This window comes from Hyalangium versicolor, assembly GCF_020103695.1.
Classification (GTDB): Bacteria; Myxococcota; Myxococcia; order Myxococcales; family Myxococcaceae; genus Hyalangium; species Hyalangium versicolor.
This window is the reverse complement of sequence record NZ_JAHXBF010000015.1, coordinates 212059-227257: the sequence shown is the minus strand read 5'-3', so window position 1 is coordinate 227257 and position 15199 is coordinate 212059. Positions and strand designations below refer to the sequence as shown.

Below are 15199 nucleotides of genomic sequence, written 5' to 3'. Positions count from 1 at the left end.
TCAGACCGATTCGCCCGAGAAGAGCCAGGGCAGGAGCAGATCCCTCAGCTCGTGCAGGGTCCGGGCCGCATGGATGTTGGCGAGCAGCTTGTCGAAGAGGGGCCGGGTGAACTGGTCGAACGCCTCGACGCACGGCCCATCAGGGAGGGCGATGGGGTAGCGAGACATGTGCTCCCAGCTCGTCCGAGGCATCCGGGTTCCGTCCGAGCCGGCATCCGCGAAGTTGACGAACTCGACGCTGGAGAGGTGTCCCAGCACGAAGCTGAGCAGGGCCTTGCGCGCGGGCTCGACCACGACGATGTCCGTGGAACAGACGCCATCCACGGGGGCCAGCCCCACCTTGTGGAAGTAGGGGCGCAGCTTGCCGAACAGCAGGTGTCCCTTGCGGAAGCGGGACTTCTGGCTCTGCACCTGCGCGGCGGTGCCCCAGTGCGCCAGGGCGATCGACTTCGGCGGCATGTGCTCCAGGCCGATGTAGGGCGTGGAGTGCTCGAGCTCCTCCGGGGAAGTCCTCTCCCGGACCTGCCGCGCCACATCCCCCAGCGTCCCCCACCGCCAGCCCTTGGGCAGGGGACCTTCCTGCGTGAGGACGAACTCGCTCGGGAACCGCGCCGCGATGCCCTCGCTCAGGCCCACGGGCCTGCGCCCCTCGGACTTCGCCATCACGGGGTAGAACTCGACGAACGAGGCCTGGAACAGCTTGGAGGCCAGCGCTTCCAGGGTGCGGTTCAGCTGTCGGGAGAGCTCGAGCCGCTCATCGATCGTCCCGAGGATCTCGGCGATGCGCCGCTGGTCCTGGAGCGGGGGCAGCTCGACCTCCACCTGCTCCAGGGCGGAGGCCTTGAGGTAGGGCAGGGCCGAGCCCTCGATGCGCTCCTCGAAGTCGAGCGTGCACAGCAGGTAGTAGAGGAACCGGGGATCCACGCTCTGGCGGGGGATGGCCGCCATCAGGTTGTTGTCCAGGAGCGTGGGCCGCGTGATCAGCCGCTTGCGGTTCTGGCGGATGGCCTCGCCGACCTTGGCGAAGATGACCGAGGCGGCGGGGACGGGCCGGGCCCTCAAGGTGGAGGCTGTCTCGGCATCCACCCAGTTCTCGGCCTGGGCGATGAACAGCTCGTTGCCGGGGCGGTTCAGGTCGCTGACCTTGATGAAGGGGAAGTCGCCCCGGGTGCGTCCCTGGAAGCGGATCGGGAAGGCGACTCCCGCTCGGAACTCACAGAGCTCACCGAGGGTGGCGATCCTGCGCTCAATGCCCACGGCGGAGCTCCTCGACGAGCGCTCGGAGCCGCTCATCCAGGCTCGCGGACAGGGCAAGATCCTGCTCCAACTGGGTCGCGAGCCGGGGCAACTGCTCCTCGAAGTCCTCGGCCTCGTCCACGTCCGCGGAGCCCACGTACCGCCCGGGGGTGAGGGTGTAGCCCTGGGCTCGGACCTCGTCGAGGCGGGCCACCCGGGCGAAGCCAGGCACCTCCTCGGGATGGCCCGTGCGGCGGAACTCCCGGTAGGCGGCCGAGATGCGCTCCACGTCCTCGTCGCTGAGCTGCCGCTGCCGGCGCGAGCCCGGGATCATCTCTCCCAGCGCCCTGCCGTCGATGAAGAGGATCTCTCCCTTCCGCTTCCGGTTCCCGCGTCCTCCCCCGCGCCCCTTCGAGAGGAACCACAGCGTGCAGGGGATCTGCGTGTTGGCGAAGAGCTGCGAGGAGAGCTGCACCACGCAATCCACGAAGTCCCCCTCGACGAGCGCCGTCCTCACCTCGATCCGCCCCGCGTGGTTGTTGGAGAGCTCTCCGGCCGCCATCACGAAGCCCGCCGAGCCGCCCTCCTTGAGGTGATGCAGGAAGTGCATCATCCACAGTGGGTTCGCGTTGCGGGGCGCGAGCGGCATCTGCTTCCCGGCGATCTTCAGGCGGGGGTCCTTCGCGGAGAGCTTGTCCGCGCCCCATCCATCGCGTCCCTTCGAGCCATCGTTGAAGGGGGGATTGGACAGGATGTAGTCGGCCTTGAGCCTGGGGTGCTGATCATCGAAGTAGGTGTTGCCCAGGCGGATGTCGCCATCGAGGCCGTGGATGAAGAGGTTCATCCGGCAGAGGCGGTAGGTGAACTCCTTGCTCTCCTGGCCGAAGAACATGAGCTGGTGGTTGGATTGGGCGAAGAGGTCCGACTGGACGAACATGCCGCCGGAGCCGCAGCAGGGGTCGTAGACGATGCCCCGCCTCGGCTCCAGCATGGAGACGAGCAGCCTCACGATGCTGGCCGGGGTGAAGTACTCGCCGCCGCGCTTCCCCTCGGAGGAGGCGAACTCGCCGATGAAGTACTCGTAGATGCGGCCGAGCAGATCCTCCCCCCCGTGTTCGTGTGTGAAGGCATCGCGGGCGAACAGGCGGAGCAACTGCGTCACGTTGCGCTGGTCCATGTTGGACGCGGCATAGATGCGAGGCAGCAGGCCGCGCAGCCTGTCGGGATAGGCCTTCTCCAGCGCCTCCAGGGCGTCATCGAGGCGGACCTTGATGTCCTCCTGGTCCGCGTGCGCGAGCAGCGTGCTCCACCGGGCTCTGGCGGGGACGGCGAAGGCTCCGGGACGCCGGTGCTCGTACCTCAGCGAGAGGAAGCGCAGGAAGATGATGGGCAGGACGAAGCGCTTGTACTCCGAGGGCTCGATGGAGCCGCGGAGCATGACGGCGGCCTGCCAGAGCTCCTTGACCAGCTCCATGACGCCAGGGATGTTTGGCTCCCGGGCCTCAAGCTGACTTCGCGCGCCACGCGCTGCTTTCCTGGACACGTTCCCCCCATGGGAAATGCATCACGAATGTATCACTGGGGGTGGATGACTCGCATGCACTTGGTCCGTGGGCAACAAATACATTGAATATGTTTCATTGCGGAGGAGCCAGCGTGATTGCGAGAACGTGCGACATCTCGAAGAGGCCGTGTTTCCCAAACTCTGAGACATCTCCACGGGGAGACAGCTCCGCTCAGGGGCGCGTCAGATCGACCGTGAGTCCCATGGCGCGCAGCTCCGCATGGAGCTTCAGCCGGGCCTGGGCCCAGGGCAGGGCCTCCACCCGGTAGCCTGCGAGCGCGTCGAGGAGCTGGGCGCGGTAGCTCGGGTTGCCCGGGTCGGCGATCACCACCACGCCGCGGTCCGCATGTGAACGGATGAGCCGTCCCACCCCCTGGCGCAGCAGCAGCAGGGCGCGGGGTAACCGGTACTGGACGAAGCCCAGGTATTCGCTGCCGCCTCGCGTCAAAGCCTCCTCGCGGGCCGCCACCAGCGGCCGGCTCGGCGGCTCCAACGGCAGCTTGTCGATGAAGACACACCCCACGCCGCGGCCGGGGATGTCCACTCCCTGCCAGAAGCTCTTCGTCCCCAGCAGCACCGTGCCGGCATCTCGCTCCTGCCGCGCCACCAGCGAGCGCCCGTGGCCGCGCGTCTGCCGCAGCACCTCGATGCCCAGCGGCTCGAGCCGGGTCTGGACCTCGCGCGCCACCAGCTCCATGCGCCGCGTGGAGGCGAACAGTCCCAGGAGTCGGCCGCCCATGGCCTGGGCCAGCCCGGAGATGCGCATGGCCGCCCAGTCCACGAAGGGCTCCTCGTGGGCGCGGGGTGCGTCGGTGACGAGCACCACCAGCGCCTGCTCGCGCAGCCGGAAGGGGGAGGGGGCTCGCAGCATCCGGGGAGCGGGTGTATCGCTTCGCCCGTTGAGCCCCAGGCGCCGCAGGACGAAAGGGTTCTCCTGGCCCGTGCTCAGCGTCGCCGAGGTGAGCACCAACGCCCGCTTCTGCGCCGCGAAGTCCTTCGACACGTACGCCGAGACGTCCACCGGCTGGGCTCCCACGCTCCACCGCTGGCGTTTGGGTTCGGCCGTGGCCGCGTAGCACCGCCCCTGGGATGGCTCGCCCGAGAGCTCCTCGGCCAGCGCCGTCAGGTCCGCCAGCTCGGACACCGCGCCGGACAGCTCCCGCTCCAGCACCGGCTGCCGGGCGGCGAGCTCCGGCAGGAACTCCAGGATGCGTACCGAGAGGAGCTTGTGCAGCTCTCGCAGCGCCCCGAGCACGTCCTGGATGCCTTCGCGCACGGGCGCCCAGGCGGGAGAGGCCCGCACCTGTTCCGTCACCCGCAGCTCGGGGGCATAGGCCGCGTCGTCCGAGTCCTCGTTGGGAGCCGCCGCGGGCTCGCACAGGTCCGTCACGCGCTCGCCCAGGCTCCGGGCGGCGGAGAGCAGGGCACTGAGCGAGGACTCCACCTCGCTCATCAGCGTGCGCCCCTCGGCCCGCCGCGTGCTCGCGAGGGCCTTTCGCAGCTCGGCGAACAGGCCGCGCCTTCCGTCCCGGCCATGCAACCGCTCGGTGAGACGGAAGAAGGCGCCGTCCGAGAGCTCCAGGGCGAGGGCGGTGGTGGCCACGTCCTCTACTTCGTGGGCCTCGTCCAGCACCAGGTGGTCCAGCTTGGGGTAGCGCGGTGGCCAGGCGAAGGCCAGCGACTGGTTGATGACGAGCACGTCCGCCGCCCGCGCCTGCGCCACCGCCGAGTGGTAGTAGCAGCGGTGGTAGTGGGGGCAGCGCTCGCCCAGCGTGGTCGACGCCTCCGAGCGCACTGCCGGCACCAGCGAGTTGAGGATGGGGAAGCGCTCGCGGAACCAGTGGCTCAGCCGGTCCAGGTCCCCGTCCGGGCTGCGGCGCAGGAAGGCGCGCAGGTATGCGCGAGGGGCGCGGGCCTCGTGCCTCATCCCCGGCTCCACCAGCGTGGCATCCAGCGCGCGGCGGCGGCACAGGTAGTTCGTCTGGCCCTTGAGCAGCGCGTAGCCGAAGGCTCCCCCGGTGGCGCGGTGCAGCCGCGGCAGGTCCTTCTCGATGAGCTGGTCCTGGAGCGTCTTGGTGTGGGGCGCCACCGCCACCTTGCGCCCGTTGCGCGCCGCGAACAGCGCCGACGGAGCCAGGTAGGCCAGGGACTTGCCCGTGCCCGTGCTCGCCTCCACCGCGAGCTGTCCGCCCTCGGAGAGCGTGCGCGCTACTGCTTGGGACATCTCGAGCTGCGCGGGCCGGCTCTTGAAGCCGCCTTCCTCCATCCGCTCCAGGGCTCCGCCGGGACCGAGCAGCGCCGCCACCTCCCCGGCCTTCACGGGCTGCACCGGAGTGCCGGGCTCGGGTTCGGGCGGAGCCTTGGCCCCCCCCGCCCGCATGCGCTCGGGTCGGCCCTGTAGGAAGCCTCCAGTCGTCTCCAGCTTCAGGGGCATCGGTGTGGCCCGGCAGGCCTCCCTGAGCCGGGACAGCATCGCCACCAGGGGGCGCTCCTCGAAGGCGCTGTCCAGCTCCGCCTCACCTGCCTCGGCCTGGGCGATCCTCAGCGCCGCGCGCGGGCGGGGATCCAGGACCGTCAGCAGATCCGCCACGTCGTCCGCGCGGCCGTCGCGGATGTAGCCGTCCATCGCATGCATCAGCACGGCGTGCGTGGCCAGACAGTCCGTCACCACCCGGTGCGCCGTGCGAGGCTTCTGCCCCGCCCACCGCAGCATCGCCTCCAGCGAGTGGCTGGACAGCTCCGGGTGCAGGTAGTGCAGCAACTCGCACGAGTCGAGCACCGGAGCGCGGATGGGGCCCAGCAGCTCCGGGAGGAAGCCCTTCTCGAACGGGGCGTTGTGGGCCACCACCGTCCAGCCCGAGAGCGCCTCGCGCAGCTCCGCCATGTCGCTGCCGAAGCGAGGCTTGCCGGCAAGCATCCCATCGTCGATGCCCGTCAGCCGGCGGATGGTGATGGGCAGGGGCCGCGACGCCGAGTACAGCCGGGCGATGCGGTGCACCTCCTGGCCGTTCTCGAAGAAGAGCGCACCCAGCTCGATGACCTCGTCCGTACGAGGGTCGAGCCCCGTCGTCTCGAGGTCCAGGAAGACATGCCGAGTGAAGAGTTCCGCAGCACCACCCATGGGTAGGGCCCAGCCTAACCGCCTTCCGGCGTAGGGCCGAGCCTCACTCCACCATGAACGTGCCGCTGATCATCTGCCCCATCGCGCAACCGTACGTCAGCGTCCCCGTCTTGGTCGGGGTGAACGCGATTTCCACGGGCTGGTTGAGGGGCAGGGGGGCGTTGATGTTGTAGTCCTTCATCACCAGGTCGTTGGCGCAGGTGTGGTCCGTGGTCCGGGTGACCACGAGCTTCACCGGCTCGTCCTTCGTGAGGGTGATGGGGGTGGGCTCATAGCCCTTCTCCGTCACGCTCAGGGTGATGACGCGCGGGCCCTCTCCGGGCTTGCGCGCCTGCGCGGGAGCCTGTTCGGACTTCTGCTCCTTCGAGCACCCCTGATGCGCGAGGCACGCGCCGGCCAGCGCCAGCGCCAGCAGCGGCTTGATCATCTTCGAGAAGAAACGCATGCGGTTCCTTAAGGCTCGGGGGCCGGCTCCGCCGGGGTCTGGGCCTCGAAGCGGAGGATGGCGTGCAGCGGGACGAAGACCTCGCTCCCGGGCTCACCCAGGAGCAGGTCGAACCGCCCCGCCTTCTGCAGCGGCATCTTCAAGGTGATGCCGTTGCGCAGCACCAGGCGCACGGTCTGGCCCACTTGAGGCAGGAAGGGCCTCGGGTCGGAGAACGGGCGCTTGTCCGGCTGCCGGGCCACGCTGGCGGGCTTCTGGGTGAGCTTCTGGTCCCGCTCCAGGGTGGGCAGCAACTTGTCCCAGTCCGACCTGCGGGCCAGCAGCACGACCTGGAGCTTCTCCAGCCGCCCGGTGCGCTCGAACGAGAAGGCGATCGGCTCCTCGGTCAGCAGCGTGTCGAGCACCGTGCGCTCGGCCAACACCACGGCGACTTCCGTCTTCGCCGTCACCAGGCTGGCGAGGAAATCGGCCACTGCGGCGTTGTCCACCTCGCCGCGCGCCTGCTTGATGGCCGCCTTGCGCTGGGTGCGCTCCTTGCGCGCCATGAACTCGGCGACGGTCATCCCGCTCTGGAGCACGCCGAACGCATCCCCGAGCGACAGGCCCGCGTTCTGGCCCATCAGCTCGTACACCTGATCGAAGCGCTTGGCCTCCTCGGCGTGCAGCTTGCGCCAGATGCGGCACTTCATCTTCCCTTCGAGCTCACCCTTGGCGATGCGCGCGGGGACGTGCTCCTTCGTGGCCAGCGCCAGGATCTGCTCGGGAGTCGGCGGCGGGCGGGGAGCGCCTCGCGGTGGCGGCCGTCCACCCATGGGGCGCGACGAGAAGCCACCTGCGCCGCCCGAGGGCCGATAGCCTCCACCCGAGGGCCGGGGCCCGGAACCCATGGGCCGAGGACTCGGTGCGGGAGCTCCCGGCGTGGGAGCGGGCCGGGCCGTGGGCACGGGCGCGGCGGCGCTGGGAGCGGGCCGGGCCGTGGGCACGGGCGCGCTCGGAGACGGAGGCCGGGGAGTGGGAGCAGGGACCGGGGCGCTGGCGGCGGGAGGTCTTGGGGTGGGGGCCGCCGTGGGCCTTGGGGTGGGAGTCGGGCTGGGACTCGGGGACGGGGCCTGCGTGGGGGACACGCTACCCGGCGTCGTCGCTGCGGGGCGCCGGATGACTTCGACTGCGGGAGCCACCCGCCGTGGTTTCCGATCGTTCACGGTCTTACGCTACCTGATAGCCACGCCTTGGGGGAGCACAAGGGGCTCATGGCTTGAGAGATTCTGATAGGTCAATCTTCCATCCGGAGGGCTCGCGGACCAGCTTCACCTCGTGCGGCTGCCCCGAAGAGAGCACGCGCACGGTTGCCACGTCCCCCTCCTCTTTGACCAACGTAACTTCCGTAACATCCGCCGGGGGGGCGGAATTCACGAAGAGCAGGTCATAGGGCTCTGCCTTCATCGTGCCGCCCGAGGCCTCCTTGAGGGACTGTGTCCGGGCCGCCAGGGCGTCACGGGTGGCCTGGGACAGGGCCGCATAGGCCTTCTTGTACTCGCCCTTGCGGACCTGGTCATGGAAGGTGGTGTAGGCATTGACAGGCGTGTCGGCGCGCTTGCAGCCCGTGAGGGCAAGCAGGGTCAGCACGAGGAGCGGCATCGCAAACGAGCGCATGGCGTGGAGATTTAGGCCAAAGGGCGCTCTCCGCAAAGCGTCTCGAAGTCACTCTTCATGCTGGCGAACGCGATTGCGGCCTGCCCCTTTGGCCGCATAGAGGCACTCGTCGGCCGCGCGCTTCAGGTCCGCGGAGGTCTGGATGGTAGAGGAGGGGATGGTGGCCACCCCCAGCGACGCGGTGCAGCGCACCGTCCGCTTCGTGCCGTCCAGAGCCTGGTACTCCAGCTGCAAGGCCTCGATGGCCTCGCGCACCCGCTCGCAGGCGGTGAGCGCGTCCGAGGGGCTCGTCTCGGGCAGCAGGGCGATGAGCTCCTCGCCGCCGTAGCGGGCCAGCAGGTCTACCTCGCGCAACCGCGCCCGAGTCACCTGGGCCACCGAGCGGAGCACCTCGTCCCCGAACGGGTGGCCAAAGGTGTCGTTGATGCGCTTGAAGTAGTCGATGTCCAGCATCACCAGCGACAGCGGCGAGCGGTAGCGCCGGGCTCGGGCGAACTCCTCCTCCAGCCGCTCCTCGAAGTAGCGGCGGTTGGACAGGCCGGTGAGCGCGTCCGTGCGGCTGAGCGCCAGCAGCTCCTCGCGCTTGCGGGCCAGCTCCTTGTTGGCCCGGTCCAGCTCGCGGTTCTTCTCGATGAGCGCGTCCTGCAGGGCCTTGAGCCGCAGCATGGACTTCACCCGCGCGCCCAGCTCCAGCATGTCGAAGGGCTTCACCAGGTAGTCGTCCGCGCCCAGCTCCAGCCCCTCCACCTTTCCGGCCGCCTGCCGCGCCGTCATCAGGATCACCGGGATGAAGCCGAAGCCGCCCTCACCCGAGTTGGCCTTGATGATGCGGCAGACCTCCACCCCGCCCAGGCCGGGCATCTCCACATCCATGAGGATGAGGTCCGGCCGGTGCTCGCGGATGGCGGACAGCGCCTGCGCTCCATCCCGCGCCTCGCGGAAGCGGTAGCCGTGGGGGGCCAGGCCCTCCCGCACGTGCTGCACGTGCGCTGGATCGTCGTCGACGATCAGCACGGTCCGGTCCGAATATTCTCCTGCGGGCCCCGCTCGGCGGCTGCCCTCCAGGGGTCTCTTGCTGGCACTGCTCTCCGGCATCATCAATCCCACCCCCGAAGAACCCTTATGCCGCCCGGGCGTTCCCAGATTCTCTCTAGGTAAGAGGGGGATGCCAAGTCGCTCCCTTGGTGATTTTTCAACCAGGCTTGACGAGCCGACCCCGGTAGACAGGCTCCCCACTTTGGAGGTAACGGCGCTCGCGCGTCGAGGGGACCTCCTCGGGCTCATAGGGATGGAAGGCCCCCTGGCCGAGCGGGTTGATGAAGCCGGCCTCCTCCAGCACGGCCAGCATGCCGTGGGCGCGGTCCTCCACATCCGTGCGCATGTCGAACCGGCCGCCGGGGACCAGTCTGTCCAGAAGGAGACTCGCGAACTCGGGCTGGATGATGGCGCGCTTGAAGTGGGCGCGCTTCCACCAGGGGTCCGGGAACTGGAGGTGGACGGCGGCCAGCGAGCCCGAGGCGAAGATGCGAGGGACCACCGCGCGCGCGTCGGCCTCGATGACGCGCAGGTTCTTCAGCCCCATCTTCTCACCGCGGGACTGGGTGTCGCGGGCGTACTTCTTGCGCCACTCGAAGGCGACGAAGCGGACCTGGGGGTTGCGGCGGCAGTACTCGAGGGCGTGGCCGCCGGCGCCGGAGCCGATCTCCAGCTCCAGGGGGCCGGAGAAACCGAACTCCGCGTCCCAGTCCGGAGGGGCTTCGAGGTTGACGAACTTCAGGCCGACAGGGTCGGGCAGCAGGCGGGGACGGGCCATGGCGTGGGCCGCGCTCTATGCCCGAGGGTGGGTGGCTTGAACAGGGCAAAAACGCGGGGTTGAAGGTATACCCACGGCCATGAAGGTCTTCCAATCGGTACAGGAGGCGCGGGAGCTGGCGGGCGGGGCCATCGCGCTGGGCAACTTCGACGGAGTTCACGTGGGCCACCAGGCCCTCTTCGCCGAGGCCCGCCGGCACGGGCCAGCCGCCGCGCTCACCTTCCATCCCCACCCGGGCAAGGTGCTCCAGCCGGAGTTGGCGCCCAAGCTCATCACCCTGCTGCCGCGCAAGCTGGAGCTCTTCGAGGCGTATGGCCTGGCCGCGGCGGTGGTGCAGCCCTTCAACCGCGAGTACGCGCGCACTCCGTCCTCGGCCTTCGAGGAGTCCCTGCTGGACGTGATGGGCGTGAAGCACGTGGTGGTGGGCAGCGACTTCACCTATGGCGCGGCGCGTGCCGGCACGGTGGCCACCCTGCGCGAGGCCGCGGGCCAGCGTGGAGCCCAGGTTCACGTGGTGCAGCCGGTGACCGTGGACGGCCTGGTGGCCTCCTCCAGCAAGGTGCGCGAGTACATCCTCGAGGGCCGCGTGGCGGCGGCGCACAAGCTGCTGGGGCGGCCCTTTGATCTGGACGGCACGGTGGTGCCGGGCGCGGGCCGGGGGCGGGGCATCGGCTTCCCCACCGCCAACGTGGACACACAGAACGAGCTGCGCCCGGCTCCGGGTGTCTATGCCTTGCGCGTGCGGATCTCGGACAATACGTCTGTCTGGCACCCGGCGGTGGCCAACATCGGCGTGAAGCCTACCTTTGGGGGCTCCGTGGTCACCATCGAGGCCCACCTGCTGGACTTCCAGGGTGATCTCTATGGCAAGGAATTGCGGGTGCAGTTCCTGGATCGGCTGCGTGCCGAGCAGCGTTTCGGTTCGGTGACGGAGCTCGCCGGCCAGATCAAGAGGGACGTCGAGGCTGCTCGCACGGTCATCGCCCGGGCGGACGTCTGAAGGTTTTCACGGGGTTTCCCGTGTCGGTTCAATGGTTTGGCGCTTCTGGAAGCTTCTGGCACTTACCTTGACAGTACGTGCGTGGGTTCTCTCTAATCCAGAGCGGATTCTGACAACAGGTTCGTTCCACCCTGCCTCCTGGCCCGCGCCTGGCGCACCAGAGGCAACTGCCCGTCTTTCTTTCTGCTCGAGGCTGCTGAATGTCCGGTCGACTTGGTGAACTGCTGGTCCGCGAGAACCTCATCACCGTGCAGGCGCTGCGCAAGGCGCAAGAGGAGTCTCAGAAGAGCGGAGCCCGCATCGGCACCGCCCTCATCAAGACGGGAGCCATCGAGGAGTCCAAGCTCACGGACTTCCTCTCCAAGCAGTACGGCGTGCCGGCCATCAACCTCAAGGACTTCGACGTCGACCCGGAGATCATCAAGCTGGTCCCCAAGGAAGTCGCCGAGAAGCACCTGGTCATCCCCGTCAACCGTGCCGGCCCGTCGCTGATCGTCGCGATGTGCGATCCGTCCAACATCTACGCGGTGGACGATCTGAAGTTCCTCACCGGCTACAACATCGAGTCGGTGGTCGCCTCGGAGATCTCCATCCGCGATGCCATCGAGCGCTACTACGCGGAGAAGGGCCCCTCGCTGGACGACATCGTCGGAGAGGTGTCCGACGACATCGAGGTCTCCAAGGAAGAGGACGAGAACCTCGAGGAGATGGCCAAGGCCGCGGACGACGCCCCCGTCGTCAAGCTGGTGAACCTGATCCTCATGGACGCCATCAAGAAGGGCGCGTCCGACATCCACGTGGAACCGTACGAGAAGGACTTCCGCGTGCGCTTCCGCATCGACGGCTCGCTGTACGAAGTCATGCGCCCGCCGATGAAGCTGCGCAACGCCATCACCAGCCGTCTGAAGATCATGGCGGAGCTGGACATCTCCGAGCGCCGTCTGCCGCAGGACGGACGCATCAAGATCAAGATGGGTGGCGGTAAGGAGATGGACTTCCGCGTCAGCGTGTGCCCCACGCTGTTCGGCGAGAAGGTCGTGATGCGTCTGCTCGACAAGTCGAACCTCCAGCTCGACATGACCAAGCTGGGCTTCGACAAGACGCCGCTCGAGTGGTTCCAGGAGGCCATCAACCGCCCCTACGGCATGGTGCTGGTGACGGGTCCGACGGGTTCCGGCAAGACGACGACGCTGTACTCGGCGCTCTCGTCGCTGAACCAGATCGACACCAACATCTCCACCGCGGAGGACCCGGTCGAGTTCAACTTCGCCGGCATCAACCAGGTGCAGATGCATGAAGACATCGGCCTGAACTTCGCGGCGGCGCTGCGCTCCTTCCTCCGTCAGGACCCCGACATCATCATGATCGGCGAGATCCGAGACTTCGAGACGGGCGAAATCGCGGTGAAGGCGGCGCTCACGGGCCACCTGGTGCTCTCCACGCTGCACACCAACGACGCTCCAGGCACCGTCAGCCGTCTGCTCAACATGGGCATCGAGCCCTTCCTCGTGACGGCTTCGCTGAACCTGATCCTGGCCCAGCGTCTGTGCCGCCGCCTGTGCAAGGACTGCAAGCGCCCGGCGTCCACCGTGGACGAGAAGGCCCTCATCGACGCGGGCGTGCCCCCGGAGAAGATCGGCGCCTTCACCATGTACGAGAAGGTTGGCTGCCGCGAGTGCAATGACCGTGGCTACCGCGGCCGCGTGGCCGTCTACGAGGTCATGCCCTTCTGGGACGGCCTCAAGGAGTTGGTCATCAACGGCGCCGCCGCCAACGAGCTCAAGCAGGAGGCCATCCGCCTGGGCATGAGCTCTCTGCGCATGTCCGCGCTGGCGAAGATGATGGACGGCGTCACCACGCTCGAAGAGGTGGTGGGCAACACCGCTCCGGACCGCTTCTAGGCTTCAGTCTTCACCCACACTTCACCGCAGCTCGAAGGACTTCCTCCGTGGCAAATCTGCATCAGCTTCTGAAGGCGATGGTCGAGAAGGGCGCTTCCGACCTCCACATCACCACGGGCTCACCGCCCCAGCTCCGGGTGGACGGCGAGCTGGTGCCGCTGAAGACGGCGCCCCTTACTCCGGTGGAGACCAAGCAGCTCTGCTACTCGATCCTCACGGACGCCCAGAAGCACAAGTTCGAGGAAGACAACGAGCTGGACCTCTCCTTCGGCGTGAAGGGGTTGTCTCGCTTCCGCGCCAACATCTACATGCAGCGCGGCGCGGTGGCTGGCGCGTTCCGGACCATTCCGTTCAAGATCCTCACCTTCGCGGAGCTGGGGCTGCCGCCGGTGGTGGCCGAGCTGGTGAAGCGCCCCCGCGGCCTCATCCTGGTGACGGGCCCCACGGGCTCGGGCAAGTCCACCACGCTGGCGTCGATGATCGACAAGATCAACACCGAACGTCATGAGCACATCATGACGATCGAGGATCCGATCGAGTACCTGCACCCGCACAAGAACTGCCTGGTGAACCAGCGAGAGGTCGGCGCCGACACGCGCAACTTCAAGACGGCGCTCAAGTACATCCTCCGCCAGGACCCGGACATCGTGCTGGTGGGCGAGCTGCGAGACCTGGAGACCATCGAAGCGGCGCTCACCATCGCCGAGACGGGTCACACCTGCTACGCCACGCTGCACACCAACAGCGCGGTGCAGACCATCAACCGGGTGCTGGACGTGTTCCCGCCGTACCAGCAGCCGCAGGTGCGCGCCCAGCTGTCCTTCGTGCTCGAAGGCGTGATGAGCCAGTCGCTGGTGGCCAAGGCCGGTGGCCCGGGCCGCGTGCTGGCGCTGGAGGTGATGATCCCCACGCCCGCAATCCGCAACCTCATCCGTGAGGACAAGGTCCACCAGGTGTACTCCTCCATGCAGGTCGGTCAGGCCAAGTACGGCATGCAGACCTTCAATCAGGCCCTGGCGGCGCTCCTGGCGCGGCGGCTGATCAGCCAGGAAGAGGCCTTCGGCCGCTCCAGCGATGCCGAGGAGCTGCGCAACATTCTGTCGGGAAGTGTACCGGGCATGGCCCCGCAGCGGCCAGGCGGCGGAGCCCCCGGCCGGTAGTTATGAGTTTTCAAGACGCGCGGTAGAGTGGCGGTCCCCCGCGGAGGTCCAGAGTCATGGCGGCACCAGCACAGAAGCAGGCAGCGGTTCAGAAAAAGACGACCCAGTGGCTCTGGGAGGCCAAGACCAAGGGCGGAGAGACCAAGAAGGGCGAGATGGAGGCGGGCGACGCCGAGGCCGTCAACGCGCGCCTCAAGTCGCTCGGTCTCAACCCGGTCAAGGTCAAGAAGAAGCCGTACGAGATCAATCTCAGCATCGGCAGCGGGGTGACGGGGAAGGACATCCTCATCTTCACCCGTCAGTTCGCCACGATGATCGACGCCGGCCTCCCGCTGGTGCAGTGCTTGGACATCCTGGGCACCCAGATGGACAACCCGGCCTTCAAGAAGGTCGTCTTCGCCATCAAGGGCAAGGTCGAGCAGGGCTCCACCTTCGCGGACGCGCTCAAGGAACACCCCAAGGTCTTCGACGAGCTCTTCGTGCAGCTGTGCGCCGCGGGCGAGGTGGGCGGTATCCTCGACACCATTCTCAACCGTCTGGCGGCCTACCGTGAGAAGGCGGAGAAGCTCAAGCGCAAGGTCAAGAGCGCGATGACCTATCCGGCCATCGTTATCCTCGTGGCCATCGGCGTGACGGCGCTGCTGCTGCTCAAGGTGACGCCGGTGTTCGCGAAGATGTTCGCGGACTTCGGTTCCGCGCTGCCGGCCCCCACCCAGTTCGTGGTGGACATGTCCGAGTGGCTGCAGAACTACATCATCCACCTGCTGGTGAGCATCGGCTCCGTCGTCTTCTTCTTCTACTACACGTACAACAACCCGAAGGGCCGCAAGATCCTGGACAAGGTCATCTTGAAGATGCCGCTGTTCGGGCCGGTGATCCGCAAGGTGGCGGTGGCGCGCTTCACGCGCACGCTCGGCACGATGATCTCCTCGGGCGTGCCCATCCTGGACGCGCTGGACGTGACGGCGAAGACGGCCGGTAACCGCACGGTGGAAGAGGCCATCTACTTCGTGCGTGGCAAGATCGCCGAGGGTAAGAACATCGCCGGTCCGCTGTTGGAGACGGGCGTGTTCCCCTCCATGGTGGTGCAGATGATCGGCGTCGGTGAGGCGACGGGCGCCATGGACGCGATGCTCAACAAGATCGCCGACTTCTATGACGACGAGGTGGACACGGCCGTCGCCGGCCTCACGGCGATGATCGAACCGCTGCTGATGGTGTTCCTGGGCGGCGTGGTGGGCGGCTTCCTCATCGCGATGTACCTGCCCATCTTCTCCATCGCCGGCGCTATCAAGTAGAGCTTCGC

Annotated in this window: 12 protein-coding genes; 4 read left to right on the top strand and 8 right to left on the bottom strand. The window is 67.7% G+C overall.

The features are described 5' to 3' along the window. The 8 genes from KY501_RS29860 to trmB all read right to left on the bottom strand — a co-directional run bounded on the left by KY501_RS29860 (position 1) and on the right by trmB (position 9832). Positions 1–1257 (bottom strand): restriction endonuclease subunit S, encoded by a 1257-nt coding sequence (locus KY501_RS29860; RefSeq protein WP_224366895.1) that lies wholly within the window; start codon positions 1255–1257, stop codon positions 1–3. After that, positions 1247–2710 carry a type I restriction-modification system subunit M gene (locus KY501_RS29855; RefSeq protein WP_224366893.1) on the bottom strand — a complete coding sequence of 488 codons (1464 nt, stop codon included), beginning with the start codon at positions 2708–2710 and terminating at the stop codon, positions 1247–1249. The genes KY501_RS29860 and KY501_RS29855 overlap by 11 nt, the downstream gene beginning before the upstream one ends. 262 nt (positions 2711–2972) lie before the next feature. Continuing rightward, on the bottom strand, positions 2973–5921 hold the full coding sequence (locus KY501_RS29850) for a helicase C-terminal domain-containing protein (RefSeq protein WP_224366891.1): 2949 nt from the start codon (positions 5919–5921) through the stop codon (positions 2973–2975). A gap of 43 nt (positions 5922–5964) precedes the next feature. Then, positions 5965–6366, bottom strand: a complete 402-nt coding sequence (locus KY501_RS29845; RefSeq protein ID WP_224366890.1) for a cupredoxin domain-containing protein — start codon at positions 6364–6366, stop codon at positions 5965–5967. 8 nt (positions 6367–6374) lie between these two features. Beyond that, entirely contained in the window at positions 6375–7349 is a 975-nt protein-coding gene (locus KY501_RS29840) for a hypothetical protein (RefSeq protein WP_224366888.1), read from the bottom strand. Positions 7350–7614: 265 nt separating this feature from the next. Then, positions 7615–8019: a hypothetical protein gene (locus tag KY501_RS29835; protein ID WP_224366886.1), complete on the bottom strand. Its 405-nt coding sequence runs from the start codon at positions 8017–8019 to the stop codon at positions 7615–7617. 48 nt (positions 8020–8067) lie between these two features. Beyond that, positions 8068–9114 carry a diguanylate cyclase gene (locus KY501_RS29830; protein WP_255636974.1) on the bottom strand — a complete coding sequence of 349 codons (1047 nt, stop codon included), beginning with the start codon at positions 9112–9114 and terminating at the stop codon, positions 8068–8070. Positions 9115–9211: 97 nt separating this feature from the next. Then, entirely contained in the window at positions 9212–9832 is a 621-nt protein-coding gene (gene trmB, locus KY501_RS29825) for a tRNA (guanine(46)-N(7))-methyltransferase TrmB (RefSeq protein WP_224366883.1), read from the bottom strand. 79 nt (positions 9833–9911) lie between these two features. On the opposite strand from trmB, the gene KY501_RS29820 reads away from it, so the two are divergent. From KY501_RS29820 to pilC, 4 genes are all read left to right on the top strand, one after another. Beyond that, positions 9912–10832: a bifunctional riboflavin kinase/FAD synthetase gene (locus KY501_RS29820; protein ID WP_224366881.1), complete on the top strand. Its 921-nt coding sequence runs from the start codon at positions 9912–9914 to the stop codon at positions 10830–10832. A gap of 200 nt (positions 10833–11032) precedes the next feature. Next, complete coding sequence (gene pilB / locus KY501_RS29815) at positions 11033–12733, top strand: type IV-A pilus assembly ATPase PilB (RefSeq protein WP_224366879.1); 1701 nt, start codon at positions 11033–11035, stop codon at positions 12731–12733. 47 nt (positions 12734–12780) lie between these two features. Continuing rightward, positions 12781–13893, top strand: a complete 1113-nt coding sequence (locus KY501_RS29810; RefSeq protein ID WP_224366877.1) for a type IV pilus twitching motility protein PilT — start codon at positions 12781–12783, stop codon at positions 13891–13893. A gap of 56 nt (positions 13894–13949) precedes the next feature. Next, complete coding sequence (pilC, locus tag KY501_RS29805) at positions 13950–15191, top strand: type IV pilus assembly protein PilC (protein ID WP_224366875.1); 1242 nt, start codon at positions 13950–13952, stop codon at positions 15189–15191. The last annotated feature ends 8 nt before the right edge of the window (positions 15192–15199 follow it).

What these genes read in the sequence shown, in the direction of transcription:
- KY501_RS29850 (WP_224366891.1), bottom strand. Translation starts at nt 5,921, where the DNA reads ATGGGTGGTGCTGCGGAACTCTTCACTCGGCATGTCTTCCTGGACCTC.
- KY501_RS29845 (WP_224366890.1), bottom strand. Translation starts at nt 6,366, where the DNA reads ATGCGTTTCTTCTCGAAGATGATCAAGCCGCTGCTGGCGCTGGCGCTG.
- KY501_RS29820 (WP_224366881.1), top strand. Translation starts at nt 9,912, where the DNA reads ATGAAGGTCTTCCAATCGGTACAGGAGGCGCGGGAGCTGGCGGGCGGG.
- KY501_RS29830 (WP_255636974.1), bottom strand. Translation starts at nt 9,114, where the DNA reads ATGCCGGAGAGCAGTGCCAGCAAGAGACCCCTGGAGGGCAGCCGCCGA.
- pilC (WP_224366875.1), top strand. Translation starts at nt 13,950, where the DNA reads ATGGCGGCACCAGCACAGAAGCAGGCAGCGGTTCAGAAAAAGACGACC.
- trmB (WP_224366883.1), bottom strand. Translation starts at nt 9,832, where the DNA reads ATGGCCCGTCCCCGCCTGCTGCCCGACCCTGTCGGCCTGAAGTTCGTC.
- KY501_RS29835 (WP_224366886.1), bottom strand. Translation starts at nt 8,019, where the DNA reads ATGCGCTCGTTTGCGATGCCGCTCCTCGTGCTGACCCTGCTTGCCCTC.
- pilB (WP_224366879.1), top strand. Translation starts at nt 11,033, where the DNA reads ATGTCCGGTCGACTTGGTGAACTGCTGGTCCGCGAGAACCTCATCACC.
- KY501_RS29855 (WP_224366893.1), bottom strand. Translation starts at nt 2,710, where the DNA reads ATGGAGCTGGTCAAGGAGCTCTGGCAGGCCGCCGTCATGCTCCGCGGC.